Annotated in this window: 24 protein-coding genes and 1 pseudogene; 17 read left to right on the forward strand and 8 right to left on the reverse strand. The window is 45.8% G+C overall.

Translation table 11 applies throughout. The features are described from left to right. The first annotated feature begins 193 nt into the window (after positions 1-193). From HQK80_02960 to HQK80_03025, 14 genes are all read left to right on the forward strand, one after another. On the forward strand, positions 194-838 hold the full coding sequence (locus tag HQK80_02960; protein ID MBF0221182.1) for a YceH family protein: 645 nt from the start codon (positions 194-196) through the stop codon (positions 836-838). Positions 839-993: 155 nt separating this feature from the next. Beyond that, positions 994-2,238 carry a beta-ketoacyl-[acyl-carrier-protein] synthase family protein gene (locus HQK80_02965; GenBank protein ID MBF0221183.1) on the forward strand — a complete coding sequence of 415 codons (1,245 nt, stop codon included), beginning with the start codon at positions 994-996 and terminating at the stop codon, positions 2,236-2,238. A 71-nt stretch (positions 2,239-2,309) separates the two neighbouring features. Further along, positions 2,310-2,564 (forward strand): acyl carrier protein, encoded by a 255-nt coding sequence (locus HQK80_02970; protein ID MBF0221184.1) that lies wholly within the window; start codon positions 2,310-2,312, stop codon positions 2,562-2,564. A 3-nt stretch (positions 2,565-2,567) separates the two neighbouring features. Further along, positions 2,568-3,971, forward strand: coding sequence for an NAD(P)/FAD-dependent oxidoreductase (locus tag HQK80_02975; protein MBF0221185.1), 1,404 nt, complete (start codon positions 2,568-2,570; stop codon positions 3,969-3,971). Between the two features lie 208 nt (positions 3,972-4,179). Beyond that, positions 4,180-5,586 carry an NAD(P)/FAD-dependent oxidoreductase gene (locus HQK80_02980; protein ID MBF0221186.1) on the forward strand — a complete coding sequence of 469 codons (1,407 nt, stop codon included), beginning with the start codon at positions 4,180-4,182 and terminating at the stop codon, positions 5,584-5,586. An 89-nt stretch (positions 5,587-5,675) separates the two neighbouring features. After that, positions 5,676-6,422: a 3-oxoacyl-ACP reductase FabG gene (gene fabG / locus HQK80_02985; protein ID MBF0221187.1), complete on the forward strand. Its 747-nt coding sequence runs from the start codon at positions 5,676-5,678 to the stop codon at positions 6,420-6,422. Next, positions 6,412-6,837 carry a beta-hydroxyacyl-ACP dehydratase gene (locus HQK80_02990; protein MBF0221188.1) on the forward strand — a complete coding sequence of 142 codons (426 nt, stop codon included), beginning with the start codon at positions 6,412-6,414 and terminating at the stop codon, positions 6,835-6,837. The genes fabG and HQK80_02990 overlap by 11 nt, the downstream gene beginning before the upstream one ends. A 489-nt stretch (positions 6,838-7,326) precedes the next feature. Beyond that, positions 7,327-8,130, forward strand: a complete 804-nt coding sequence (locus HQK80_02995; protein ID MBF0221189.1) for an SDR family oxidoreductase — start codon at positions 7,327-7,329, stop codon at positions 8,128-8,130. Positions 8,131-8,134: 4 nt separating this feature from the next. Continuing rightward, positions 8,135-9,163: a 3-oxoacyl-ACP synthase III gene (locus HQK80_03000; protein ID MBF0221190.1), complete on the forward strand. Its 1,029-nt coding sequence runs from the start codon at positions 8,135-8,137 to the stop codon at positions 9,161-9,163. Next, positions 9,157-10,032 (forward strand): alpha/beta fold hydrolase, encoded by an 876-nt coding sequence (locus HQK80_03005; protein MBF0221191.1) that lies wholly within the window; start codon positions 9,157-9,159, stop codon positions 10,030-10,032. Before HQK80_03000 ends, HQK80_03005 begins: the two co-directional genes overlap by 7 nt. A gap of 277 nt (positions 10,033-10,309) precedes the next feature. After that, a complete protein-coding gene (locus tag HQK80_03010; protein MBF0221192.1) occupies positions 10,310-11,989 on the forward strand; it encodes an AMP-binding protein in 1,680 nt (559 codons plus the stop codon). Positions 11,990-12,145: 156 nt separating this feature from the next. Further along, the gene (locus tag HQK80_03015; GenBank protein MBF0221193.1) at positions 12,146-13,165 is read left to right on the forward strand and encodes a glucokinase; all 1,020 of its coding nucleotides are present in this window, start codon (positions 12,146-12,148) and stop codon (positions 13,163-13,165) included. A 3-nt stretch (positions 13,166-13,168) separates the two neighbouring features. Then, positions 13,169-14,191, forward strand: coding sequence for an alpha/beta fold hydrolase (locus HQK80_03020; protein ID MBF0221194.1), 1,023 nt, complete (start codon positions 13,169-13,171; stop codon positions 14,189-14,191). A 120-nt stretch (positions 14,192-14,311) separates the two neighbouring features. Then, positions 14,312-15,682 (forward strand): DEAD/DEAH box helicase, encoded by a 1,371-nt coding sequence (locus HQK80_03025; protein MBF0221195.1) that lies wholly within the window; start codon positions 14,312-14,314, stop codon positions 15,680-15,682. Here the strand turns inward: HQK80_03025 and HQK80_03030 are convergent. From HQK80_03030 to HQK80_03045, 4 genes are all read right to left on the reverse strand, one after another. Further along, positions 15,679-16,317 carry a hypothetical protein gene (locus HQK80_03030; GenBank protein ID MBF0221196.1) on the reverse strand — a complete coding sequence of 213 codons (639 nt, stop codon included), beginning with the start codon at positions 16,315-16,317 and terminating at the stop codon, positions 15,679-15,681. The two genes, HQK80_03025 and HQK80_03030, sit on opposite strands and share 4 nt — an antisense overlap. A gap of 89 nt (positions 16,318-16,406) precedes the next feature. Continuing rightward, complete coding sequence (locus HQK80_03035) at positions 16,407-19,067, reverse strand: valine--tRNA ligase (protein MBF0221197.1); 2,661 nt, start codon at positions 19,065-19,067, stop codon at positions 16,407-16,409. 179 nt (positions 19,068-19,246) lie between these two features. After that, positions 19,247-21,034 (reverse strand): pyruvate kinase, encoded by a 1,788-nt coding sequence (gene pyk, locus HQK80_03040; GenBank protein ID MBF0221198.1) that lies wholly within the window; start codon positions 21,032-21,034, stop codon positions 19,247-19,249. 3 nt (positions 21,035-21,037) lie between these two features. Next, a complete protein-coding gene (locus HQK80_03045; protein ID MBF0221199.1) occupies positions 21,038-21,685 on the reverse strand; it encodes a nuclear transport factor 2 family protein in 648 nt (215 codons plus the stop codon). Positions 21,686-21,978: 293 nt separating this feature from the next. Between HQK80_03045 and HQK80_03050 the strand changes: the two genes are divergently transcribed. After that, positions 21,979-22,455 carry a hypothetical protein gene (locus tag HQK80_03050; protein ID MBF0221200.1) on the forward strand — a complete coding sequence of 159 codons (477 nt, stop codon included), beginning with the start codon at positions 21,979-21,981 and terminating at the stop codon, positions 22,453-22,455. A 64-nt stretch (positions 22,456-22,519) separates the two neighbouring features. Here HQK80_03050 and HQK80_03055 read toward each other — a convergent pair whose 3' ends face one another. The 3 genes from HQK80_03055 to HQK80_03065 all read right to left on the reverse strand — a co-directional run bounded on the left by HQK80_03055 (position 22,520) and on the right by HQK80_03065 (position 24,207). Continuing rightward, entirely contained in the window at positions 22,520-22,819 is a 300-nt protein-coding gene (locus HQK80_03055; protein ID MBF0221201.1) for a hypothetical protein, read from the reverse strand. An 11-nt stretch (positions 22,820-22,830) separates the two neighbouring features. Next, a complete protein-coding gene (locus tag HQK80_03060; GenBank protein MBF0221202.1) occupies positions 22,831-23,583 on the reverse strand; it encodes an RNA methyltransferase in 753 nt (250 codons plus the stop codon). A gap of 126 nt (positions 23,584-23,709) precedes the next feature. Beyond that, the gene (locus tag HQK80_03065) at positions 23,710-24,207 is read right to left on the reverse strand and encodes a cyclic nucleotide-binding domain-containing protein (protein ID MBF0221203.1); all 498 of its coding nucleotides are present in this window, start codon (positions 24,205-24,207) and stop codon (positions 23,710-23,712) included. A gap of 371 nt (positions 24,208-24,578) precedes the next feature. Here HQK80_03065 and HQK80_03070 point away from each other — a divergent pair, with 371 nt between their 5' ends. Together HQK80_03070 and HQK80_03075 are read left to right on the forward strand one after the other, a co-directional pair. After that, positions 24,579-25,160: an SIS domain-containing protein gene (locus HQK80_03070; protein ID MBF0221204.1), complete on the forward strand. Its 582-nt coding sequence runs from the start codon at positions 24,579-24,581 to the stop codon at positions 25,158-25,160. Next, complete coding sequence (locus tag HQK80_03075; protein ID MBF0221205.1) at positions 25,157-25,720, forward strand: hypothetical protein; 564 nt, start codon at positions 25,157-25,159, stop codon at positions 25,718-25,720. The genes HQK80_03070 and HQK80_03075 overlap by 4 nt, the downstream gene beginning before the upstream one ends. Here the strand turns inward: HQK80_03075 and HQK80_03080 are convergent. Further along, a pseudogene (locus HQK80_03080) lies at positions 25,666-25,813 on the reverse strand (hydroxymethylbilane synthase). The gene HQK80_03075 and the pseudogene HQK80_03080 overlap by 55 nt on opposite strands.

Genomic DNA, 25,813 nt, shown 5'->3' on the forward strand with positions numbered 1-25,813 from the left:
TAGTCTAAAAGGCGTGCTGCCCATGCAGCACGCCTTTTCCTTTTTCAGGTTTTGGCCATTCTCTAGTTGATTACATATTTATCAATTGACAATTAATTGCTGATAATTTCTAATTCCTCAGTACCAGTATGCTGCTTTTGGCATTTAGTAGGTTTCGCACCAATTATTAACGATTTGTATATTTGAGGGAATTATGGATATTATGCTCAATGATATTGAGGCTCGGGTTCTCGGCTGTCTTATTGAAAAAAGTATGACAACTCCTGATTATTATCCATTATCTCTAGTTTCATTAACAACAGCCTGTAATCAAAAGTCCAGCCGCAACCCGGTAATGAGTCTCGAGGAGACTACTGTGGTGCGGGCTTTGGACTCTTTGAAGTCGAAACGGCTTGTTGTTCAGGGCGAATCCGGCCGGGTGCCTAAATATTCAGAAATTTTTGTTCACGCTAATAATTTTGTCGCTCGTGAATCCTCGCTTCTGATGGTTATGCTACTGCGTGGCCCTCAGACAGTTGGTGAACTTCGTACACGGACAGAACGTGCCTATAGCTTCGAGTCTGTTGAAGAGGTCGAGCAGACCCTGGCCGACCTTATCGAAGGGGATTGGGTAGTTAAGCTGCCCAGGTTGCCTGGTAGAAAAGAGCCTCGCTATATGCATCTGCTTATGGGGGAGCCTGAGGCAGAAGCGTATAGTCCATCTCCAGAACCTGCCCGTCTGGAGGTCAAAGTTGAAAATGAAAAAGTTGAGGCGCTGGTTGGCGAGATTGAACGGTTGCGTGAAGAGATATCGCAGCTGAAAAGTGATTTTGAACAGTTTAAGAGCCAGTTCGAGTAGCAAAGAGTACTGTGGCTTATCAGTTGGATGTTTCTGGCTCGTGGTTCAATAATCATGTCGACAGTTTTGTGATTTTCTAGTATATTTCTTGATCTTTTTGCAGAGTATGTTTAATAAACCTAATCTTATCGCGATAATAGCTCTTTATATATCAAATGGATGAATTTTCTCCTAGCCAGCGAATTGTTATAACTGGTGTCGGCTTAGCAGCTCCAAATGCCTCTAACCTTACGCAGTTTCGTGAGAATCTTCTCGCCGGGCATGCTGAAATAGCGCAGATTGACCTTCGTTACGTCGGTAAAGTTCTTGCGGGTGTTTGTACGTTTCCTGAGACTAAATATCGTAAGAAAAAAGATAATAAACGCGGCACCCGGGCTGGATGTCTTGGGGTCTATGCAGCTCACGAGGCCCTGGCCTGTGCAGGCATAGATTTTAGCGAATACGCTAAAGATCGAACAGGGGTCTATGTAGGCCTTACTGAGCATGGCACTGTTGAGACTGAAAATGAAGTCTATAATATCAGCCAATTTGACTATAACGTAGACTATTGGACGCATCATCATAACCCCAGAACGGTTTTGAACAATCCGGCGGGGGAGATCACCATGAGCCTGGGAATTACCGGGCCGCATTATTCAGTTGGCGCTGCCTGTGCTGCTGGGAACGCCGCTCTCATTCAAGGCGCTCAGATGTTGCGTCTTGGTGAAGTTGATCTGGCCTTATGTGGTGGTATTTCCGAATGTGTCGGTTCATTCGGGATTTTTGCCAGCTTTAAGGCTCAAGGCGCTTTGGCCTATCATGACGATCCAGTGCGGGCAAGTCGACCATTTGATCGCGATCGTAATGGTATTGTTATTTCAGAGGGCGCTGCTCTATATTGCCTTGAAACACTTGACCGCGCCCAAAAACGCGGTGCCAAGATTTATGGTGAGATCATCGGCTGGGCGATGAATTCTGATGCCCGAGACTTTGTCCTGCCTTATGGGCCCCGTCAGGCTGAGTGTATTAATCTGGCCTTAAAACGTGCTGGTATCGTTGCCTCGAGTGTCGACATTGTCAATACGCATGCAACAGGGACAAAACAGGGTGACATTGAAGAGTGCAAGGCCCTTCGCGAAGTGTTTAAAGGATGTGACTCAACCTTTTTTAATAATACTAAGAGTGTGATTGGTCATGCCATGGGGGCGGCTGGTGGGTTGGAACTTGCCGGTAATCTGTTGGCCTTCGAAGATAATATGGTGCATCCAACCATAAATGTTGATGAAATTGATCCCGAATGTTATTTGCCGAATCTTGTTATAAATGAACCTGTTAGGCTCGATACTGTAAACATCATTTTGAATAACTCTTTCGGAATGGTAGGAATTAATTCTGTGTTAATTGTCAGGAAACACTCCTGATCCCTAATCATTAAGGTACTAAAACTGCGAACTTAAAACTTAGATCATAATTTTCTAAGTGAGGAAATTGAATGACACGTGATGATATTAGTGATGTAATCATTGAAATAATTCAGGATATTGATGAGGATGCTGACATTAAGGGGTTAAACCCGGATGAACCCTTAAGGGATCAGCTTGATCTTGATTCAATGGATTTTCTCGACATAGTTATGGAGCTTAGAAAGCGTTATAAACTCCAAATTCCAGAAGAAGAGTACCCTGAACTGGCAACCTTAACTTCCTGCGTTAATTATCTGGAGCCTAAGCTTACCACAGTGAGATAGTCCGTGTCTCATCCCCTTGTTATCATTGGCGGCGGCATGTCGGGTATTGCTGCTGCCATTCGTCACGCCCGTTTTGGGCAACCTACCCTTATTCTCGAACGGCATTCGCGCCCCGGTGGGTTAAATTCATATTATTACCGTCATGGCAGGCTCTTTGAAACAGGTCTGCACGCTATGACCAATTTTGCACGCCCAGACCAGAAGCGTGCGCCTTTAAATATCCTGCTCCGTCAATTAAAGCTTTCCAGAAAAAATTTTACCGCTTATCCGCAGTTCGGCTCTGAAATTAATTTTCCGCAGAGAGTTTTGCGGTTTTCAAATGATTTTAGCGAGTTACTTGATGATGTGCAGCGGGTTTTCCCGAAGGCTGTGGATGGTTTTAATAAACTTGCCGAACTGGTTAAGGGCTATGACCCTTTTCAAAACGGACCTTGGCTTTCGGCTCGAAAATGTTTGAACGAGTTGATTGATGATCAAGATCTTATTGAAATGATATTTTGCCCATTAATGTTCTACGGCAATAGCGAAGAGTCCGACATGGATTTTTCCCAGTTTGTTATTATGTTTCAAGCGATTTTTTTTGAGGGTTTCTTCCGTCCCTTCGGAACAATTAAAGATTTTCTTGCTGTTCTTTTAGACCAGTACAAATCTTTCGGTGGTGAGATCCGTTATCAGACCAGTGTCGATCGGCTTTGCCTGGAAGGCAATACGATTGTCGCTGTTCAAACCACTAACGGTGAGAAGATTTCATGCAGTAATGTCATCTCTACCATCGGTTTGCCTGGAACCAATAAGCTTTTGAGTCCTGAGCAAAATGAAAATGAAGAGTATGTCGGTAGGTTAAGTTTTGTCGAGTCGATTTACCTTGTGCCTAAAGCGCGTATGAAGACGATTAAAAATGATTCGACCTCTATCTTCTTTTCAACCGGATCAAAGTTTACCTACAGAAGACCACAGACCGCAGTTGATACGACCTCAGGAGTGATTAATTTTCCAGATAATTTTCATGGTGTGGCCTCAGAGGAGATGAGTCAGATTCGGGTGACCAATATGGCTAACTTCGATCTGTGGCTCCAGGCTGATGGTGGTGCCGTAAGGGGCGGGAATCGGTCACCGGCCTATGATAGCCTTAAGAAGAGATTTCAAGTGCAGTCTCTTGGAGCGGTTCAGAAAATTATCGGGGTCTTTGATGATAGTATAGCGTTTGAAGACACCTTTACACCACTGACGATAGAGCGCTACACCTCAAAAGCAGCTGGGGCAGTTTACGGCAGTCCTGTTAGGGTTAAAGATGGCTTGACACCTTGTGATAATCTCTTCATTGCCGGCACTGACCAGGGTTTTCTAGGAATTGTCGGGGCAATGCTCAGCGGCGTAACAATGGTAAATAATCATATCTTGCTTTAACCCTTCACCCTTCCACCCTTCCCCCTTCCCCCTTCACCCTTTACCCTTTACCCTTTACCCTTACCCCTTACCCTCCCTTAGCTAACCCACCAGTTCTTCAGGCCACCTTGCTCTTTTGGCAGTCGAGTTCTGCATTATAGCCCTTTAAATCATGATCTATTTATGGTACAGAGCTGTATCAAATTTTGACTTAAAATACAGGGATTCCATGGTTTACAACTCTATTGATGCTATAAATGATTCGTATGATGTAATTGTTATTGGTTCCGGCCTTGGTGGTCTTACTTCTGCAAATCGTCTTGCCAAAGCCGGGCACACAGTGTTGTTACTTGAACATCATCACCATATTGGTGGTTTGGCAACCTGGTTTAAGCGTAAAGGCCACATCTTCGATATATCTCTGCATGGATTTCCTTACGGTATGGTGAAAACATGCCGCAAATATTGGAATCGTGCCATTATGGATTCCATTGTTCAGCTTAAGAACATTCGTTTTGTGAACCCGCAATTCTCCATAGAAACGACCTTTGATCGTCAGCACTTCTCAACCCTTCTCGAAAACGAGTTTAGGATTGATCGTGCGGTTATTGAGCGCTTTTTTACAACTGTAGCCGGTATGAATTTTTTCGATGACAGAACCATGACCACCAGGGAACTGTTTGAGGAGTTTTTCCCCGGGCGCAGTGATGTTCATCGTTTGCTCATGGAACCGATAACCTATGCCAATGGCTCAACCCTTGATGATCCTGCCATAACCTATGGCATCGTTTTTTCTAATTTCATGAACAAGGGGGTTTTTACCTTTGAAGGCGGAACCGACAAACTTATTGGTATGATGGTCGATGAGGCTGAAAAAAATGGTGTGACATTCTGTACGCGAGCTCGAGCCGACAAGGTTGTCATCGAAAAGGGAAAAGTTCGCGGCGTTGAAGTTGCCGGAAAAGTGATAGCAGCAAAGGCGGTTGTCTCAAACAGCGGTATTATTAATACAGTCTATGATCTGGCAGGCAAAGACGCTTTTCCAGCTGATTTTATAAAAGATTCTGATGCGGTACAGATCAACAACTCCAGCTGTCAGGTCTATATGGGGGTTAAAAAAGGTGAACGGATCGACGATATAGGCGATTTGATTTTCACCTCTGGATCTGAAGAGTTTGACTCCAATGAAATGCTGGACATGAACACTAAAAGCAGAACATTTTCATTGTATTATCCTAAAACACGACCGGGGCATGATCGATATACTATTGTTGCTTCGATGAATGCCCGCTACGATGATTGGGCATCTCTTGGAGACGTTGAATACGCCCAAGCCAAGAAACGAATGGAGCAAAAGGCGCTTGACGCCTTAGATAAATTTCTGCCGGGTATCAGAGATAAATGTGATTGGGTTGAAGGCGCGACACCGAAGACCTTTAAGCGATACACTCTGCATAAGGGCGGATCGTCCTTTGGAACTAAGTTTGAGGGGCTCGATATCTCCAGGTCGATTTTCAAGTTTGTGCCGGGCTTATTTCATGTGGGTTCGGTTGGTATAATAATGTCTGGTTGGTTAGGTGCCATCAATTATGGCGTGATTGTTTCCAATGATGTTGATGCCTATGTGCGCAGTTAGATTCAGGGATTTTATGAGTTGCTGTTTAAAAAAAGAACTAAAACTCCGCACATAGTGCGCTAATTCAAAAACTAAATTTCTTGGTTGATATGCAGATAAATATGGATTTTTCTGGACAGATTGCAGTTGTAACCGGGGCAACCAAGGGTATTGGTTTGGCCGTTACCCAGGCGCTTCTTGAGGCGGGGGCGACTGTTGTCGGTGTCTATGGCAGCGATACTGTTGCCGCCGGCATGGTCGCTAAAGATCTGGACGTTGGCGATCGATTACAGCTGTTCCAGTGCGATGTTTCCGATTATGCGCAGGTGACACAGCTCTATCAAAAAATTGAAGATCAGTATGAGAGCATCGATATTTTAATCAGCAATGCCGGAATTAGACGGGATTCTGTGCTTGCCATGATGCCCTATGAAGATTGGCAGCGGGTGATTGATGTCAACCTTACCGGCTCGTATTCCATGGCAAAACATGCTGTGATGCTGATGATGAAAAAAAAGTACGGTCGAATAATTTTTGTGACATCACCAATGTCCTATCTAGGATTTGCCGGACAGGCAAATTACTCAGCCTCAAAGGCAGGGCAGATAGGCATGATGCGTTCACTGTCAAAGGAAACCGCTAAGAGAAAAATCACGGTCAACTGTATTTCACCCGGGTTTATCGAGACGGATCTGATTGCCAATCTTAATGATGAGCAGATTAAGCAGTATCAAAAAATGGTTCCCCTGAAAAGATTTGGCAGACCAAGAGAAGTTGCTGACGCGGTCTTGTTTTTAGCAGGTAAAAACTCCGCTTATATTACCGGTTCTGTTCTGGAGATCAACGGTGGAATCTGAGATTTATGAGAGAATACCCCATAGACCACCATTTTTATGGGTTGACAGAATTATCTCAATTGATAGTCAAACAATAGTCGCTGAAAAATATTTTGCACCGGATCTTGATATGTATGCTGGCCATTATCCGCATCATCCAATTACCCCTGGTGTAATTTTATGTGAGGCAATTATTCAGGCAGGGGCAGTGTTGATTGCCGATATCTTGCAGAGAGAAGGTACGTCCGTTGAAGGTGTCCCGGTCTTGACTCGGATTTACGGTGCTCGATTTAAACGATCGATTAAACCCGGCGATACCGTTCGTCTTGTTGCGCATCTCAAAGAGGTTATCGGTGCAGCCTGGTTGCTCAAGGGTAAGGTGCTGGTTGAAGATAAAGTCGCGGTGTCACTTGATTTTGGTTGTACCATTACGTAGCTTTTGAGTTTCCTAGCATAGGAATTTCCATTTTAGGCTAATTGAAATAAACCGCTCGCTTCGCTCAAGACACAGATAGCGCAGACTTCGGAGTACGCAGAGATTCTTTAGTTGATCTTTGCTATCGGGAGTTGCAATGACGTTTAAAAACATTTTTTGCCACAGAATCACACGGAAACACACTGACAACAGCTTTTTTTAGTTGTTCTCTGCGACCTCCGAAGTCGGAGTTTATGCCCTGTCGTTGAGGGTGCTATCTGCGTCTTTGCGGTGAAACAAAAGCTCGCACGCAGTGTGCTAAGCCATTGTCAGAAAATAACCTGGCCGTTTCAGTGAGACAGATGGCATAAGGAGCCGTAAGGTATACATCCAAAGTAGCCATGTTGTTTTTTGACGGCTCCTAAGTTCAAAATTTGTGGGCAAATCAGTAGATAACTGGTTTTGCTCTTTTTGGTAAATAGTTAAACATTTGTGGATAGATTTGACAGTATGAGTTTCCTTGGTATTGCAGAGAAGCGATTCGTTGTTTTTGGACTTGCCAATAAAAAGTCGGTGGCCTGCGCCATTGCCAGGATTCTAATTGATGAAGGCGCTGAGGTCATCCATGTGGTCCGCAGTGCCGAACGTCAGGAGACAGCACGTAAATTATTCCCGCAATCTCCTGTCTTTGTGTGTGATGTTGAGGAAGAAAAAAATATAATTCGTGTTCGTGACGAGATTGCAGCCTCTATCTCCGGCGATATTCATGGCATTGTTCACTCTATTGCCTTTGCCAATTACTCTGAGGGGATAAAGCCCTTCCACGAGACCCTGAAGGCCGACTTCCTGCAGGCCGTTACTATATCCTGTTTTTCTCTACTCTCCATATGCAATCATTTTAAGACGCTGCTGGCCGATGATGCCTCGGTGGTGACTATCTCTATCTCTTCCACCAGGATGGCGGCCGAGAATTATGGCTATATGGCGCCAATTAAAGCCGCCCTGGATTCATCCTTATGTTTTCTGGCTAAAAGTTTTTCAGACTTTTCTAACGTGAGGTTTAATGCAGTCTGTCCGGGACTCTTAAAAACATCAGCTTCAGCCGGTATCCCTGGCTATGTTGATAGTTACCTCTATGCCGAGCAGGTTATTCCCCGCAAGAAAGGGGTTACAACAATGGAAGCTGCTAACCTGGCCGCTTTTCTCCTTTCGACTCGTTCGTCAGGGATCACCGCTCAAACTATTGTTGTCGATGCCGGAATGTCACTTAACTTTTTCGATGCTGCAATTGTCTCCAGCGTGAACAGATCCTGAAATCATGCACTATTCTAAAGTATTCCTACAAAGTTTCGGCTATGAACTGCCGCCCAATATTGTTACCTCTGAAGCACTTGAAGAGGAGCTTTCGCCGGTTTATAAACGCTTAAAACTGCCCAAAGGGCGTCTTGAGTTGATGAGTGGAATTAAAGAGCGCAGGTTTTGGGACAAGGGGATGCTGCCCAGTCAGGGCGCCGCACTTGCCGGCAAGAAGGCCATTGATAGTTCTGGTTTATCCCCTGAAGATATAGACTGTTTGATTTTTACTTCTGTGTGTCGAGATATGATGGAACCGGCTACCGCGGCCTTTGTTCACCACTCGTTGGGCCTTACAGATAAATGCCAGATTTTTGACCTGTCAAATGCCTGTCTGGGCTTTCTAAACGGTATGATAGTTCTGGCAAATATGATTGAACTTGGTCAGGTCAGACATGGCCTTATTGTGGCCGGGGAAACCGCTGAAGAGCTGGTTTATTCAACCATCAAGGCACTGCTTCAGGATGAGTCGCTGACCCGGAAATCTATTAAACCCTCCTTCGCATCATTCACCATAGGTTCAGGAGCTGTTGCCTTAGTGCTTACAGGTGATCCTTCAGATTCAAGACATCGGTTACTTGGTGGCGCATGTCGGGCCAATACCAGTCATAATGATTTGTGCAGAGGTGGTGATAACACCAGTGCTACCTTGATGGCAACTGATTCAGAAGAGCTTCTTAAGCGTGGTGTTGAAACTGCAGCCCTGGTCTGGCAGGATTTTCTTGCTGAGCTGAACTGGTCGTCCGGGCAGATCAGCCGTTTTTTTTGTCATCAGGTTGGCAGTGCCCACGCAAGACTGTTGTTGGAAACACTGAGCATTGATCCCGTTAAAAATTTCGAGACTCTGCAGTTTCTTGGGAATGTTGGGTCGGTTTCGGCCCCAATAACGCTGGCTATGGGTGCGGAAAGTGGTGAGTTGCAGCCGGGAGATAAAGCTGCCGTTTTGGGAATTGGCAGTGGTATAAATTGTCTTATGCTGGGAATTGAATGGTAAACATGACGACCTTGCCCTATGGGTTCACACCTGAAACGCTCAGAGTCAATGGACAGACCATGTCTTATCTTGATGAGGGTAAGGGACCAGCACTCGTCATGGTGCATGGTAACCCCACCTGGTCTTATTACTACCGGAACCTGGTAACCAGACTTAAAGACAGATTTCGGGTGATTGTGCCGGATCATATTGGTTGTGGTTTGTCAGATAAACCGCAGGACTACGCCTACACCCTTGAAAATCATATAAACGCTCTGACAGAGCTTATTGAGCATCTTGGCTTAGATGAGGTTTCTCTGGTTGTTCATGATTGGGGTGGTGCCATCGGTTTTGGCTATGCTTCAAGGCATCCGTCGGCAATTAAATCCTTGGTTGTGTTAAATACGGCGGCCTTTCCTCTGTCCCGTATGCCAATGCGTATTGGTGTTTGCCGACTGCCTGTCGTCGGTGAGTTGCTGGTGCGTGGTCTGAACCTGTTTGCTGGTTTAGCTGTGGAGATGGCTGTTAAAAAACCCTTGTCGGATGAGGTTGCCAGTGGCTATCTGTATCCTTACGACTCCTGGCACAACCGTGTCGCTGTTCATCGTTTTGTCATGGATATCCCGATGGGCCCAGAACATCAATCCTGGCCAACACTCACTGATATTGAGAAAAAGCTGCCACTTTTTAAAGAGACCCCGATGCTGCTCATCTGGGGCGGTAAGGATTTTTGTTTTAACGATCTGTTCTACGACCAGTGGCGTAAGCGGTTTCCTAAAGCCGAATACCATTATTTCCCTGAGGCCGGGCATTATGTGCTTGAAGATGCACTGGAGGAAGCCTGTTCGTTAATTGATGCTTTTTTCTCCAGCAACTGTATTAACGAATGATCCCATTCGCATAACGCTAAATAGTTACCAAAAAGTAAATTAATTCTTAACACGAAGGACACTGAGGTCTCGAAGATGAACAGAAACAAGCTTTTCCTTCGTGCTCTTCGTGACCTTCGTGGTGCAATTAGTGTTTTTATATATTTAGTTATCGGGGATTTTGTGAAGTCTTAAAATTGTTAGATTTGTCATTTCTGTAGTAAGAATCTAAAGCCCGCCAGCAAGGCGTTAAGTCCAAACGACTGCGGGAATAATACCTTATTGAGGCAAATATACCTTGGCAACTATTGTGGGTGAAAATAGATCGGAAAACAAAGCTCTTGCCCAGAAAGGTTCTAATATCTCTTTCTCTCTCCTGTCCATATCCTCTCTACAACCTGATGCTGTTGCTCTGATTCACAAAAACAGCCAATGGACATTCTCGGAGATTGCGCACAACACAAAATTCTACAGCCGATTTTTGTCAACTCAAGGCATAAAAAAGGGTGACCGAGTCGTCTTGATGGTTACGCCCTCCATGGAGTTTATCTGTCTGGCCTTTGCTCTGTTTGCCATTGGTGCTGTGGTAATTCTGATTGACCCTGGCATGGGCTATAAAAATCTCATTAACTGTGTCGGGGCTGTCAAACCTCGGGCCTTTGTGGGCATCCCTAAGGCACATATTTTCAAGCGCCTGTTTCCAAAACCATTTAAGACAGTTGCAATAAATATCTGCGTCGGCACTGCCTGGGGGATTTTAGGAAAGGAACTTCCTGGCATATCAAAAGCTCCGATACCAGAGCTCTGTCAGGCAGAAACCGCCGCCGACGATCTGGCGGCAATTATTTTTACAACGGGCAGCACCGGACCTCCAAAGGGTGTTCAGTATCAACACCGAATATTTCTGGCTCAGCTTGACCAGATTCACAACTTTTATGGGATTCGGGCGGGAGAGATCGATCAGCCGGCCTTTCCTCTCTTTGCCCTTTTTTCAATTGCCCTTGGCGCCCAAGTTGTCATTCCAAACATGGATCCAACTCGACCAGCTCAGGTGAACCCTGCCCGTTTTATCAGTACGATTAGTAACCATCAGGTTACCTATTCGTTTGGATCGCCCGCTATCTGGAACGTTATCAGTCGGTACTGTTTGAAAAATCAGATCCGTTTGCATTCGCTAAAAAAAGTATTAATGGCCGGTGCCCCGGTTTCCGGAGAGTTAATAGAACGTGTTCTGTCAATACTGCCGGAGGGCGCTGAGGTACATATTCCCTATGGTGCCACCGAATCGCTTCCCATAGTTTCTATCTCGGGCAGTGAGGTTGTTGGTAAAACCTGGCCTTTGAGCCGTGAGGGTAAGGGAACCTGTGTCGGTAAACAGCTGCCTGGCGTTTCCGTTAAAGTGATTGCAGCAGTCGAGGGGCCGGTTGAGTGCGTGAAAGGTCTGGAGTTGCGGCCTTATGAAGTAGGAGAGATTGTTGTTCAGGGTGAGGTGGTTACCCGGGCCTACGACAATAATGACGAGGAAAACAGGCATTCTAAAATCATCGAAACGGACGGGTTCTGGCATCGGATTGGAGATGTTGGCTATTTTGATGAATCCGGGTATCTTTGGTTTTGTGGACGCAAGGCCCACCGAGTGATAAGTGAACACGGTATTTTGTATACGATCTGCTGTGAGGCGATTTTTAACCAACACCCGGCTGTGTTACGATCTGCTCTTGTTGGTGTTGGATCAGCTGGAAAAGAGCTGCCTGTTATTATTGTTGAGTTGGCTGAAAAAATTAATCAGCAGAAACTTTTTGAAGAGCTTGCCGTTATGGCGGCTAGATATGAACACACGGCCAGGATAAAGCATTTTCTCTGTCATGACTCGTTTCCGGTCGATATACGACATAATGCCAAAATATTTCGTGAGAAGCTGGCTGTCTGGGCTGCTGGGCAAGTTTTTGCCAACGTACAAGAAAAAAAATCCCCCTGAATCCCCCTTTGACAGGGGGACTCAGGGGGATTTTGTAAAGGTTGTTAAATGCTCACATGTCTCGATGCTTAAAAAAAGATCTAAAGTGTAGCGCTAATCAGGCGAGGAGTCGATGAGTATTGAGATAGTAAATTGGATATCGGGAGTGACGCGGTTATGGGTAAAAACGCAATAATTCTGGCTGGTGATATAGGGGCTTCTAAAACAATACTTGCCTTGTATCCAGGTAAAGGAGAATTTTCTTCCCCTCTAAAGGAGAGCACCTATCCAAGTGGCGAGTATGACGGTTTGAGTCCGATGCTTGACGACTTTCTGCTCGGAGTTGACCGATCTATTGCCTCAGCCGCTTTTGGTGTGGCTGGTCCTGTGGTAGACCAGAAGGCACAAATCACTAAATTGCCATGGTCAATTGAAGCTGACGCAATCAAAAATCATTTGAACATTTCTGCTGTGTTTTTGCTAAATGACTTGGTTGCTAATGCCTACGGTCTTGACTGCATCGAACCTGCTGGTCTGGTTTCGCTAAACGACTCGTGTGTCAACCTGAATTCGCCCAAGGCCATGCTCTCTCCCGGTACAGGCCTGGGGGAGGTTTTTTTTATTGATAGTGTGCAGGGCAAGCAGGTCTTTGACTCGGAGGGTGGCCATTGTCTTTTTGCGCCAGCCAACCAGGAACAGATCGGTTTATTGCAATTTTACCAAAAAGATCAGCAAACTATTACGTATGATACACTCTGCTGTGGTGATGGGTTTGTGAAGATTTATAACTTCCTTCGGGAGCAGTCCACCTATTCAGCTAATCCGGAGATTGAGACTGCCTTGTCAATGGCCAGGCATCCGGCAGCTGTTATTACCGAGAATTCTGTCCGGGAAGAAGTGCAGCAGCGCTGCCCGCTTTGTGTTCGTACGGTGGAAATCTTTGTTGAAATGCTGGCAGCTGAAGCGGCAAATATGGTACTTAAAATGCTGGCACGAGGTGGGGTCTATATAGGTGGCGGCATCCCGCCTAAAATACTGCCTTATTTGCAGAAGAGTTTTATGCCGGTTTTCAGTCGCCATCAAACAATGGGGCGGATACTTTCAACTGTGCCGGTTCACGTGGTTTGCAACACAAAAACTGCACTTTATGGCGCTGCATCCTTTGCAATGGGGAAAGTGAATATAAAAGGTGTGTGAACGGTGAAGGTTCAGGTCTTGCTGATATGGGCGTGTCTTTTGCTCTTTCCGGTTGTTGCCAAGGCAGTTCCTGAAGAGATCCTGGCGCGTGAATTTGCTGAAACGGTTTATCCGTATTTTGCCGGCACCTTCGATTTTGGCTGGTTTGAGGGAACTGGCCAAAAAAAATTACGATATGCCGCCCAAACTGCTGAGCAGGAAAAGGCTGTTATTGTTCTGGTCTCCGGGCGCACAGAACATCTCACCAAGTACGCAGAATTTTTCTACGACTTAAAAGACGCCGGATTTTCCTTTTATATCTATGATCATCGGGGTCAAGGCAGTTCCGAAAGACTCCTGGCTGACCCTCAGAAGGGATACGTTGACAGGTTTCATAACTATGTCGATGATCTGAGCATTTTTCTTGAGACAAAGGTGTTTTCACAAACTGAGTCCCCTGTTTTTATTGTCTCGCACTCCATGGGCGGCACGGTCTCTTATCTCTATGCCCGCGAAAAACCAAACCGACTCAAAGGACTGGTGTTGTGTGCACCAATGTTTTCAATCAATACCGCACCTGTCCCGCACATAGTTGCACGCATTCTTGTTAAAAGCATGGGGGTAATCGGTTCAACGGAAAGCTACGTTTTCGGGGGTGGTCCGTATGATGCTGATAAAAAATTTGCTGAAAACGATGTCACACATAGTAGCAAAAGGTTTGCCTTGAACAAAAAACTTGTCGCCAGTTTCCCGGAGGTTGCCTTAGGCAGCGTAACCTTTGGCTGGCTTGAGCAATCTTTTTTGGCGATGGATTCGATCCGCAACTCAAACCCTGGAACCTTGGAATCTCCACCGATCCTTATTTTAAGCGGTACTGAAGATAAAGTGGTAGGATTTGATTCTCAAAAAGAGGTCTGTGACCGACTTGCCGGATATTGCCGTCTGCAGAGTATTGATGGCGCCAAGCATGAACTTTTGATGGAGACGGATGCTATCCGGGATCAGGTACAAGCTCTTATTGTTGAGTTTGTTCATGGGTTGATGTAATTTTTTTGCTTGCCTCCAGTGGGTGCTGAAGTGCTATGCTATAAGTAGCTGTAAATTGTTTGACATTTCCCTTACATTTTTAAGATTATTCATTAGTGGGCCAATAAATCCCGTGCAACTATGCTTGTTCAACCTGACGCTCTAAGCCTCACGGTGGGCTCTCAGTGCATACTGAAAAACGCCCCTGAGCATTTAAAGAAGGAACTCCGCAGTGTTTTAACCATCGCGAACCCTAAATTTCAAGCGGCCAAAAAGTATGGCCGCTGGGTAGGGAAAAAATTCCCGCAAAAACTCTACTTTTTTAAAGAACGCAAGGCTGGATTTATTATGCCTCGGGGCTTTGCCAAAGAGGCGGTTATTAAATGCATTGAAATTTTAGGCGTTAAACCGGAGATTGTTGATGAGAGGCGCCTGCTTTCGAGCTGTGACTTTCAGTTCAGCGGTGTCTTGCGCGAGTATCAGGAGCAGGCGGTCAGGGATATTGTAACCCGCGATTTTGGTGTTCTTGAGGCAGGAACAGGCTCCGGCAAAACTGTTGTGGCCTTAAAGGTGATAGCCTTAAGAGCACAGCCGGCAATAGTGCTGGTCCACACTAAAGAGCTGTTGTACCAGTGGGCCGAGCGGGTTAGTGAGTTTTTAGGTGTTGAAGCTGGTTTGATCGGTGATGGCAAGGCTGAGATTAGGCCAGTTACCGTCGCTATTGTCAATTCGGCTAAAAAACATATCGACGATCTTCCCCGGCAGTTCGGGCATCTATTAGTTGATGAGTGCCACCGGGTTCCGGCTTCGCTGTTTACTGATGTGGTGACATCCTTTGACGCTAAATACTCTTTGGGGTTGTCGGCTACGGCCTATCGGCGAGAGGATATACTGACCAGGTTGATCTATTTCTATATGGGGGCTCGGGTGCATAAAGTTGATGCGGCATTTTTGCATGAGAGCGGTGCCGTCTTAAAGCCTGAAATACGGTTGCGCCCCACAGAATTTGCCTATCAGTACCGTGATGATTACTCGGCAATGCTGAAGGCCTTGGCTGCCGATGAACAGCGCAACCGGCTGATCGCCCAAGATGTTGTTTTAAGCGCCCGAAAAACTGATGGCGTTTTACTTGTGGTGTCTGACAGAGTGGCACACTGCCAACGATTAGCTGAGTTGATATCGGCTCAGGGTGTGTCTGTAAGTGTGCTTACCGGTAAAGATCCGGTGGAGAGAAGGGCAAAAGTCGTGGAGGAGATTAAAAAGAGTTCGGTAAAAGTACTTATCTCAACCCTGCAACTGATTGGTGAGGGTTTTGACGCACCGCAACTCTCCACGCTTTTTTTAGCAACACCAATTAAGTTTTCAGGGAGATTAAAGCAGGTTGTCGGCCGAATACTGCGCCCTGCTACAGACAAGAAAGCCCTGGTCTATGATTATGTCGATGAAAACGTCAGTATCTTACGCAATTCGGCCAACGAACGTAGTAAAACCTATTTTTTGTATGACTGTTAATAGGTGTCTTCGTGACAGTCTTTACAGGAACTTTGAGTGTGGCAAATTCGGCACCTGAACTCTGGTGCTACCTGGGCGTGACCTTTACTGAGCCAGTCATTATCATGATTTTCGGGTTTTGTCTTCTGGGTCCGGTTGTCATTATGACAGGCTTTACAGTCATCAACGAAATGAAATCGATGGGCTTTACGACGAACAATGTCACGCATCTCCTGGGAGAGTAAAAGTTGCCCCAGGGGGACTGCATCATTGAGCATGGGGCCATGGCAGATGTTGCACAGGGAGTGTGTCTGGTCGGAGTGATAAAACGATCGTTTCGAACGATTGACCTTGCTCAGTAGTTTGCTGCTGTTCGAGGTGTCTTTAGGATGGCATTTGCCGCAGTTAGCACCTTGACCGGTATCGTAATCATTTTTTTTGCCGCGTGGATGGCAGCCTTCACAGGTTTTATGATTCGGTTGAGAGTAGACACCGTTGTCAGGTCCAAGATGACAGGCTTCGCAGGCAATGCCTTGACTGTCATAATGACGCCAGTGTTCAAAAAATAGATGGTCAGTCCCAAATTCAGCGGCCAGGAGTTGGGAGTGGAAACTACAGGCACCGAAGACGATGAGAATAAACAATACGTTCTTCATTATGACTCCTTGGTAGGGATTATGATTGTTATTCTCATCATATCGTAATCAATATAAAAAAAACCACAAAAAAAGAGGTGCTAACCGCTTTAACTCGACATCTCCTGCAACCTTTTTGTGTTTTCGTCAATTTTAGCGATTGTAGCCTTGAATCCTTCCGCCTTTTCGCGCTCTTTAGCCACAACATCATCAGGTGCGTTGCTTATGAATTTTTCATTGGTTAGCTTCCCTTCACAACGAGTAAGTTGAACTACAATCTTCTCTTTTTCTTTGGCCAGCTTTTCCAGCTCTTTTTCCGTGTCAATCAGCCCTTCCATCGGCACAAAAATTTCTATATCTTCAAAAATAAATGATGCGGCTCCTTTCGGGCAGGCCCCGGATGCTCGAACAGTCAGACTGTCAATCTTGGCCATGGCTGTGATGTGTGACTCAAATTTTGAAATGGTAGAACTCTGCTCAGAATTAGGACAGTTAATTATGGCGGTAACCTGAGCTGAGGGATGGATCTGCATGTCGCTGCGGATATTCCGAACACCACCAATTATGACCATCAGCAGGGCGATGTCAGCTTCAACTTTTTCATCGTGCCATTCGGCCGTAACGGTTGGAAAAGACTCAAGCATTACTGTTGAGCGCTTATTGGGCAGTGCGTGCCAAATCTCTTCGGTAACAAAAGGGGTGATTGGATGAAGCAGTTTGATGATTGTTTCAAGAACGGTCATCAGAACGGTGCGCGTATTCTCTTTTAAGGTAGTGTCGTTGCTGAAAAGGTCAGGTTTAATCCATTCAAGATACCAATCGCAGAACTCATGCCAGATAAACTGGTAGATATGTGAGGCGGTATCATTAAACTGAAATTTTGCCAAAGAGTCATGGACTTTGGCAATCGTTAGATTGGCACGGCTCAAAATCCATTTGTTGGGCAATGATAGTTGGGAGATATTGATTTTAGAGATTGGGACAGTACTATCGTCAATATGCATTAAGGTAAAACGTGAGGCATTCCAGATTTTATTAATGAAGTGACGATAGCCTTCAATCCGGTCTTCTGAGATTCGTATGTCGCGTCCTTGGGCAGCGAAGGCGGTCATGGTAAAACGTAAGGCGTCAGTGCCGAATTTGTCCATAACCAGTAACGGATCCATAACGTTGCCTTTGGACTTACTCATTTTCTGACCGTGTTCGTCACGAACCAGGGCATGGAGGTAGACATCCTTAAAAGGAATTTCGGCCATGAAATGGGTGCCCATCATGATCATTCTGGCGACCCAGAAAAACAAAATATCAAAACTGGTGATGAGAACAGATGTTGGATAAAAACAGTCCAGCTCCTTGGTTTTTTCCGGCCAGCCCATGGTGGAAAATGGCCAAAGGGCAGAGCTGAACCAGGTGTCAAGGACGTCACTTTCTCGCTCCAAATCGTTACTGCCGCATGCACATTGATCTGGGTCGGTATTGCTGACGATCAGTTCTCCGCAGGCGGCACACGTCCAGGCCGGGATTTGATGGCCCCACCATATCTGCCGGGAAATACACCAGTCACGGATATTGTACATCCAGTCAAAATAGGTGTTTTCCCATGATTTTGGATGAATGCGGATATGGCCATCTTTAACAGCGGCGATGGCCTTTTCGGCAAGGGGTTTTATTGAGACAAACCACTGTTTCGAAAGCTGGGGTTCGACAATAGTATGGCAGCGATAGCAGTCTCCAACACCATGCTCATACTCATCAATACCATCCAGGAGGCCCAGCTTATCGAGGTCAACGACGATTTTTTTGCGGCACTCGAAGCGATCAAGGCCTTGATATTGACCAGCTGCTTCATTCATAACGCCGCTTTTGTCCATAATGGAAACTATTGGCAGGTCGTGCCTGCGGCCAATTTCAAAGTCATTTAAATCGTGTCCCGGGGTTACTTTTAAGGCACCTGTGCCAAATTCACGTTCGACATGGGTGTCAAAAACAACAGGTATTTTTTTGTCGACAAGAGGAAGAATAACGGCTTGTTCTGGTAAAGAGTTGTATCGCTCGTCATCAGGATGGACTGCAACGGCCGTGTCACCAAGCATGGTTTCAGGACGAGTCGTTGCCACAACTAAATAGCCGTCTCCGGAGGCGTATGGGTAGCGAATCCTGTAGAGTTTTCCTGCTGTGGGCTGGTGTTCAACTTCCAGGTCGGATAAGGCTGTGTGGCAACGTGGACACCAGTTTATGATGTAATCCCCTTTATAGATCAGGCCCTCATTGTAAAGGGTTGTAAAAACTTTACGGACCGCAACCGACAGGCCTTCGTCCATTGTAAACCGTTCGCGGGTCCAATCGCAGGAACATCCAAGGCGCTTGAGCTGATTAATGATCTGACCACCAGACTCTTCTTTCCATTTCCAGACTCGTTCAATAAAGGCATCCCGGCCCAGCTCATGACGGTCAATACCTTCGGTGGTTAACTGCCGTTCCACTACATTCTGGGTGGCGATACCGGCATGATCTGTACCAGGAACCCAGAGCACGTTTTTACCCATCATGCGGTGATAGCGAACCAGGATATCTTGCAGGGTATTGTTTAAGGCGTGGCCGACATGAAGAACGCCTGTAACGTTTGGCGGTGGAATAACAATTGAAAATGACTCAGCCCCATCATCCATTTTTGCTTGAAAGGTCTTCTGTTCGAGCCATTCGCTGTACCAACGTTTTTCTATATCTTCAAAGGCGTAGGATTTATCGAGTTGCGGTTCTTTGAGTGTCATTGGCTATTCTATATATTTAAGGGTTAATTGAAGTTATTAAAAGATACTATTGAGCTGCTGAAAATGACGCCTTTTACCGGAGATGTCAAGCTTCCTGAAAGGCATTTTGCGTATTGCTGCTTAATTACGGCTGACGAGGAAGGCTGTGTGAGGCACGAAGTTGTCTGAAAAGGCGGGGACTATGTAACTTTAACCAGCTGAAAGGCACCGATTTGGGGGATTCCACCCTGGGTCTGACGATCAGCCTCAATAACAGCTAAAGTGTCATTGGCGACGAGGATGCCGCGATCCTTAGCCTCTTGAATCGCCCAGAAGACAATCTGATCACGACTGAGCTTTTCCTTGGTGATAATTGGAATAATATTTTTGAAAAGACAGGAGTGGCGAGCTGCATGAAGTGAGTCAGTTGCTAGGAGGGTAGGCGTCTTTCTGTTCCATTTTGACATGTGACGATAAAAGTTGCGGCCAAAATCAATAATCAGGGTAGCGGCTGAGTTGCCGAGACTGGCTGCGGCAACGAGTGCCGGGTTGATCTCTGTTATTAAAGAAAGTGTCTCGAAGCGGTCATGGTCAAACGATGAGTGCCGTTCCGTCTCACAGATAATTGACGCCATTGTGCGCACGACATTCACCGGATTGATACCAGCGGCAGTTTCACCGGACAGCATAACGGCATCGGTTCCCTCCCGTATGGCAACGCTGACATCGGTAACTTCGGCACGGGTCGGCCGTGAGTTGGTCGTCATGGTGTCAAGCATCTGGGTTGCTGTGATAACGGGTGTGTTCTTAGCCCAGCATTTATTGATAATCGACTGCTGGATCCACGGGACGTGCGAGGCCGGAATTTCAACGCCAAGATCGCCGCGGGCTATCATAATTACATCTGAGGCGTCAATTATAGCATCAATGTCCTGAACGGCCTCTGGTTTTTCTATCTTTGCAACAACATGTATGTCACGTTTGCCCGATTGGCGGATGATGTCTTTTAAGTCAATAATATCCTGAGCTGAGCGAACAAAGGAGAGCGCAACGTAGTCGATACTGTGACTCAGACCCCATTCGAGATCCTGCTTATCTTTTTCGGTTAATGATGGCAGAGACAATGGGGTGGCGGGCAGGTTTATTCCTTTACTTGATTTTAAGGTGCCGCCAACGATAACATGGCAACTCACCAGCTCATCGGTAACGCTATCTACTTTGAGTTCAAGAAGGCCATCGTCTAAGAGAATTGGGTCACCTGGGCGTAGATCGGAGAGTATCTCAGGGGAAATAGTTGAGATGCGCTCCGGAGTTCCTTCGATTGGTTCCTTCTGGATTTCGATAATGCCACCGGCAGCTAACTGTATGGCGCCATTCTTCATCTGTCCTGTTCGAATCTTGGGGCCGCATAAATCCATGATCACAGCCACAGGCCGAAACCACTCATCTTCCGCCCTGCGGATTGCATTTAAAACGGCCTCGTGAGATTCGTAGGAGCCGTGAGAGAAATTCAGGCGGGCTACGTCCATGCCTGCCAGAATCATTTTGCGGATGGTCGATTCACTGCTTGATGCAGGGCCAATGGTACAGACAATACGGGCCATTTTCCGGACAGATTCACTTGATTGTCTGGAGATACTGCCAAGTATGTCAATGAGATCATGGGGGTCAATGGGTTTGGTCATAACCGCCAGGATCGTATTGTAATTACCGAGTTTCTCTTTTAGGCCTTGAACCTCTTCAAGGTTGGAGGTGATAACTATAAAAGGAACATTGGGACAGACTACCGCCATGGCTTCAATAAATTTGAAGCCATCCCAGTGGGGCATGAAGATGTCAGATATAAATATATCGTAAGAGTTTGAAGTTGCTCTCCGGAAGCCCTGCTGACCATTGGCAACGGTGTCCACTTCGTGTCCAAAAGAGAGTATCTGTTCCCGGATGTGGTCACGAACAAGCTGGTCGTCCTCTAATAGAAGTACTCGCATCGATTAAAGGCTTTTCTCGCTCATGATCTGCCAGCCGGAATCACTCTTCCGGACAACCAGTTCTTTGTTACCCTTATCAGAGAAATTTGATGAGCTGTACTCCTGTTTAAAGGTGACGCGATAGGTACCATCAGTATTGGCGGTTACGCGAATGTCGGAAAGCCAGACCTCAATCCAGGATTTCCCCTGATTCCGAATTTTTTTTGACTCTTTCCATTTGTCCGTACTGAGTTTGCCCGAGGTGAAATTGTCAGCATATAAGGCAAAGTACGCATCGGGGTTGCCAGTTGAGCTGGCTGAATTTTGCCAGGCTGATTTCCAATCTACAAGGAACTGGTTTATCTCTTTGATGTCTTGTTCGGGGTTGACCATATCTGCCGTTGCGCTCCCAGCTATGGCTCCTTGATCTGTGGTCTCAGCTGCATCAGAATCTCCTTGGTCTGAAACGGCTTCAGTAACGTCTTCCTGGGCCGCTTCATTTTCAGTTGCTTCGGTAGTAACAGGGGCAGTAGTTACCTCTGTGTCAACAGGTGAGACTGCTAACTTGTATACAACGAAGGCTAGGATAAAGATTACAACGAGTATGACGAACAACTTAAACTTAGTAAATGATGAGTTTGGCGTCGTGTCGTCTAAAGGTGTTTGGCTCATGAATGATATCTCCTGTGTAGGGTGGCTTGATATGTATGAAAATCATAGTATCTGGTTAGTAGTCTAGCATCTTGTTAACTTATATAAAAGTTCAATTTTTAATGGTATCTGAAAAAGTTGTTGCGATCTGAAAATGGGCAGATGTTTTTAACTGATCAATCAGTTAAGGTTAAATAATATAGCCATATTGTTTTATGATGGCTCCTAAATGCGCTTTGCAAAGATACTTTGTACCGTTCCCACGGTATGGACTGTTATGTTAGGTGCCGCCACAGCAACGGAGGAACTTGGTAATGATTCGGATTCATAAAATGTTATGTTGTGCAGATGATTATGACGCCGCCCAGAAACATGTGCGGCTTTTTTTTGAAAAGAGCATGCTCGTCACCTACGATTCCGTTGAAGTTATCAGGGAACGGTCACTTGTTGCAGTTGCCGATACCTTCTGGTCGGAACTGAACTCTGCGATTGAACAGAACAGGTTGGTGCTGAACAGTTATATCCAGGAGTTAAAAGAGGCCGGGTGTTCATCGATTGATGATTGTGCAGCCCTAAGCAACGGCTATCCCAGTAAACTCTTTCATTTGATCGCGCATCTGCTTGATGGCTTTATTGGTATTGATTCTGTTTTTTATTGTTTGCCGGAAGATTCCCACTGGCTCTCTGCAAGTTTGAAGAGTGCGATTGAATCGAGCCCGGAGAAGTATTGGCTTATTCATGCAGAGGGCTATTTTGTCTCTGCGAGTAAGGCTTCTCTCGTTCACACCTGATTGTCTCAACTTTAAAAAGGTTATTCGAGATTTTCGTAAAGTACGCGACGCCTGAGATGATGCATTATTTGCAAGCCTGAACCGCTCCCGGTAACTCATCTGCTAGGCAGGTAACGATTTCTGCGGATTCGTTTTTAGTCAGTATCGTTCCTCGTTTAACCATTCGTTTTACGGTCCGCTCCCAACGACTTTCGCTCTTTTTGCCAAGTTTTTGGCAGACTCTGTTTAGATTATGGCACTCAATACACTTATTAACCAGTAGTTCTGCGCAGTTGTCAGCAGCGTTTGAGGTGTTGGTGTTGGCAGCAAAGAGCCCGAGGGCAAAGGCTACTGCAATAAATCTTTTCACCTGAATAGTTTTCATGTTGGTCTCCATTATATTGGGTTTGTCGTTTTTCGCCGTTCATTGTCAAGCCAGTCAACTTTGCTCCACAGGCCGTGCAGTATTCGAACTTCACGGTCATCAAGTTTTGCTCGTCCGAAAATCTGCCTGAATGAACGGAGAATATGGTCGGGGTTCTGAGGGTCAAGATAGTCGATATCTAGCAGGGTTTTACGCATATGTTGGAGCATTGATTCCAGAGATTCGTTAGGAGCGAGTTTTTTTTCCTTTCGCAAATCACATTTTTGCTCAAGCTGCGCTTTGTATATTTCATACAGGCAGACTGTTGTTGCCTGGGCTAAATTCATGGAAGGAAAACCATCATGGGTAGGAATTGTCAACAGACGTTGACACAACTCAAGTTCATTGGTGAAAAGGCCGTGATCCTCCCGTCCGAAGACAATGGCAGTTTTGTCAACTGCGCAAAGGGGTAAAATCTCTTGCGCTACCTGATCTGGATTTGCCTGATTGGATCGATAGCCGCCAAGACGCCTGGTTACTGCAACCGAATAATGACAATCTGCTATGGCGTCCTGAATTGAGCTGAAAAGTTGCGCCTGTTCCAGTAGTGGGGTCGCTTTAACAGCCATCTGCCGTGCTTCATGACTGTGATGATCGGCTTTTGGGTTGACCAGGCGTAGTTCGGTAAAACCGAAGTTGGCCATTGACCTGCATACGGACCCGATGTTTAAAGGGCCCTGAGGTTCGACAAGTACGATAGATATATTAAGGGCATCTTTTGTCACTGGCGGGATGGGTTCTGACGGTCTCTGCGAAAGTTATGGTGCTTAATAGCCGGTTAGGTTACGGCTTCATAGTTTCTAAGGCTTTTTTAAGTAAAGGGTTTGATGGCATGTGTTTGAAGGGGAGAATTATGCCTTCTTCTGTTTTGCCTTTAACTCCTTTTTGAGCTGAATGTTTTCTTCGGTTGTAACACGAAGTCTTTCTGCGAGAATTTCACAGAATAGCCTGTAAATAGTGTAGCCCAAGGCAAGTTCTTTTGCCTCTGGATTGTTACCGATGATTGAGCTGTCCAGTCGCAGAACAAGGGTTTTTTGTATTGCGGTTACGGCAGCAGAAAGAGGCGAGCTATTCATCATGCCCATCTCGCCAAACAGCTCACCAGTGCGGCGCAGTGTTTTGATGGTGACGCCGTCTTTTTCAATAGTTACACCGCCTGAAAGGAGGAAATAGACATAAAACTCTGTCTCGCCTTCCTGGATAATCTCTTCACCTTTTTTATACTCAATAAGTTTGCCTACATCTAAAAAAGACATGATATCTTCATTGGAGAACGGAGTGAATTGGTCGATATCACGCAATATTCGCAGAACTTTTTCGTTACTTTTTAAATAATCAGTTTCTTTCATGTGGTTGCTCCAAGATTATGACACAATGAGTTACAATTAAATTTTATTACCCAAGTCTATCAAAAAAAATAGATAGAATGCAAAAAAAATATGACTGGGTGGATATGAAACCCTGACAAAAGTGAAATTTGTTTATTAATCTGGTCGGTTAGCCGGTAAATATTTTTGAGCTGATGCCTTTTGCGAACGTTGTCTAATTCAATTTTTGGTTTTTTAAAAGTACAAATACGCAAAGGGATACAGCTTTCTCCGGCGTTTGATGAAAACTGCCCTGTTGACAATAGAGTAGCCTCGTTATAAATAGTCCGTAAACGAAGAGAATAATCGTCTTGTAGAAATTACTGTGAGACACCTATCGGCAGGAAAATAGAATGCAAAATAAAATATTTGAGGGGCTTAGGGGGTCTGTTGCGGCCAAAACTGATTTTGCACAGCAGAATGCCCAGGCAATTATCACTGTCGTGCAGCTTGTTGTCGAGGCCTTTAATAATGGCAATAAACTGCTGATTTTCGGCAATGGCGGAAGCGCTGCCGATGCTCAGCATATGGCGGCGGAGTTTGTCAACCGTTTCCTGATTGACCGACGGCCACTACCGGCAATTGCCTTGACTACCGATAGTTCAATCTTGACGAGCGTCGGCAATGATTTTAGTTTTGAGGATATATTCCTGAAGCAACTTCAGGCCCTTGGCAAAGAAGGTGATGTTGTTTTGGGTATATCGACAAGCGGAAACTCTGCAAACGTAATTAAGGCAGTTGAGTATGCGAAGTTTCGAGGTATGGCCACTGTGGTCTTAACTGGTGGAAACGGCGGCACCCTTCTTGGTCTTGCCGATGTGGGCTTAAATGTCGGGACTAGTTTCACCCCGCATATACAAGAAACTCATGTCTGGGTTGAACATATGATTTGCCAACTGGTTGATGAACTGCTCTTTGGAGGGGTGAATCAGTGAAGAGTTATCGGCCAATTGATTTGACGGCCCTGAAAACCTATTCGCTTCACGACAGGCCTAGCAAGGTCTCGGTGCACGATTTTGCCGGTATTCCAACTGCGGGTGCCTCGGTTAAAGAGTTGCTGGCCATGCTGCCCAAACAGCTTCTTGGCAATGATTTTCCTCTGCTGATTAAACGGGTTATAGATTCACACATGAATGATCGCCCTGTTATAGTCGGTATGGGTGCCCATGTTATTAAGGTTGGTCTCAATCCGGTGCTTATCACTCTTATGGAGAAGAAGATTATTACCGGCCTTGCTTTTAATGGCGCCTGCATCGTTCATGATACCGAGACCGCTATGGCCGGGATGACCTCGGAGGATGTCGATGTGGTATTGGGCGCCGGTGAGTTTGGCGCAGCACAAGAGACCGGTGAGTTTATCAATAAGGCGATCATTGACGGAGCTAAACAGGATAAGGGGATTGGTGAGTCACTTGGTGACGCTCTTCTGACCTCTGGTTTTAAATATACCGATCTGAGTTTGCCGGCGGCAGCCAGAATAATGGCATCATACTGACCTTCATCAAGTTTTTTAAGACGGGTATCAAGGTTGCCGCGCAGATCTTCGATAACTAAATCAGGCCGCATAACCGCCAGCTGAGACCGTCGT

Source organism: Desulfobulbaceae bacterium (assembly GCA_015231515.1).
Classification (GTDB): domain Bacteria; phylum Desulfobacterota; class Desulfobulbia; order Desulfobulbales; family VMSU01; genus JADGBM01.

Coding starts and splice junctions, on each gene's coding strand:
- fabG (MBF0221187.1), top strand. CDS start 5,676: ATGCAGATAAATATGGATTTTTCTGGACAGATTGCAGTTGTAACCGGG.
- HQK80_02960 (MBF0221182.1), top strand. CDS start 194: ATGGATATTATGCTCAATGATATTGAGGCTCGGGTTCTCGGCTGTCTT.
- HQK80_03025 (MBF0221195.1), top strand. CDS start 14,312: ATGCTTGTTCAACCTGACGCTCTAAGCCTCACGGTGGGCTCTCAGTGC.
- HQK80_02980 (MBF0221186.1), top strand. CDS start 4,180: ATGGTTTACAACTCTATTGATGCTATAAATGATTCGTATGATGTAATT.
- pyk (MBF0221198.1), bottom strand. CDS start 21,034: ATGCGAGTACTTCTATTAGAGGACGACCAGCTTGTTCGTGACCACATC.
- HQK80_02970 (MBF0221184.1), top strand. CDS start 2,310: ATGACACGTGATGATATTAGTGATGTAATCATTGAAATAATTCAGGAT.
- HQK80_03035 (MBF0221197.1), bottom strand. CDS start 19,067: ATGACACTCAAAGAACCGCAACTCGATAAATCCTACGCCTTTGAAGAT.
- HQK80_03015 (MBF0221193.1), top strand. CDS start 12,146: ATGGGTAAAAACGCAATAATTCTGGCTGGTGATATAGGGGCTTCTAAA.
- HQK80_02995 (MBF0221189.1), top strand. CDS start 7,327: ATGAGTTTCCTTGGTATTGCAGAGAAGCGATTCGTTGTTTTTGGACTT.
- HQK80_03065 (MBF0221203.1), bottom strand. CDS start 24,207: ATGAAAGAAACTGATTATTTAAAAAGTAACGAAAAAGTTCTGCGAATA.
- HQK80_03005 (MBF0221191.1), top strand. CDS start 9,157: ATGGTAAACATGACGACCTTGCCCTATGGGTTCACACCTGAAACGCTC.
- HQK80_03000 (MBF0221190.1), top strand. CDS start 8,135: ATGCACTATTCTAAAGTATTCCTACAAAGTTTCGGCTATGAACTGCCG.
- HQK80_03070 (MBF0221204.1), top strand. CDS start 24,579: ATGCAAAATAAAATATTTGAGGGGCTTAGGGGGTCTGTTGCGGCCAAA.
- HQK80_03030 (MBF0221196.1), bottom strand. CDS start 16,317: ATGAAGAACGTATTGTTTATTCTCATCGTCTTCGGTGCCTGTAGTTTC.
- HQK80_03055 (MBF0221201.1), bottom strand. CDS start 22,819: ATGAAAACTATTCAGGTGAAAAGATTTATTGCAGTAGCCTTTGCCCTC.
- HQK80_03045 (MBF0221199.1), bottom strand. CDS start 21,685: ATGAGCCAAACACCTTTAGACGACACGACGCCAAACTCATCATTTACT.
- HQK80_03050 (MBF0221200.1), top strand. CDS start 21,979: ATGATTCGGATTCATAAAATGTTATGTTGTGCAGATGATTATGACGCC.
- HQK80_02965 (MBF0221183.1), top strand. CDS start 994: ATGGATGAATTTTCTCCTAGCCAGCGAATTGTTATAACTGGTGTCGGC.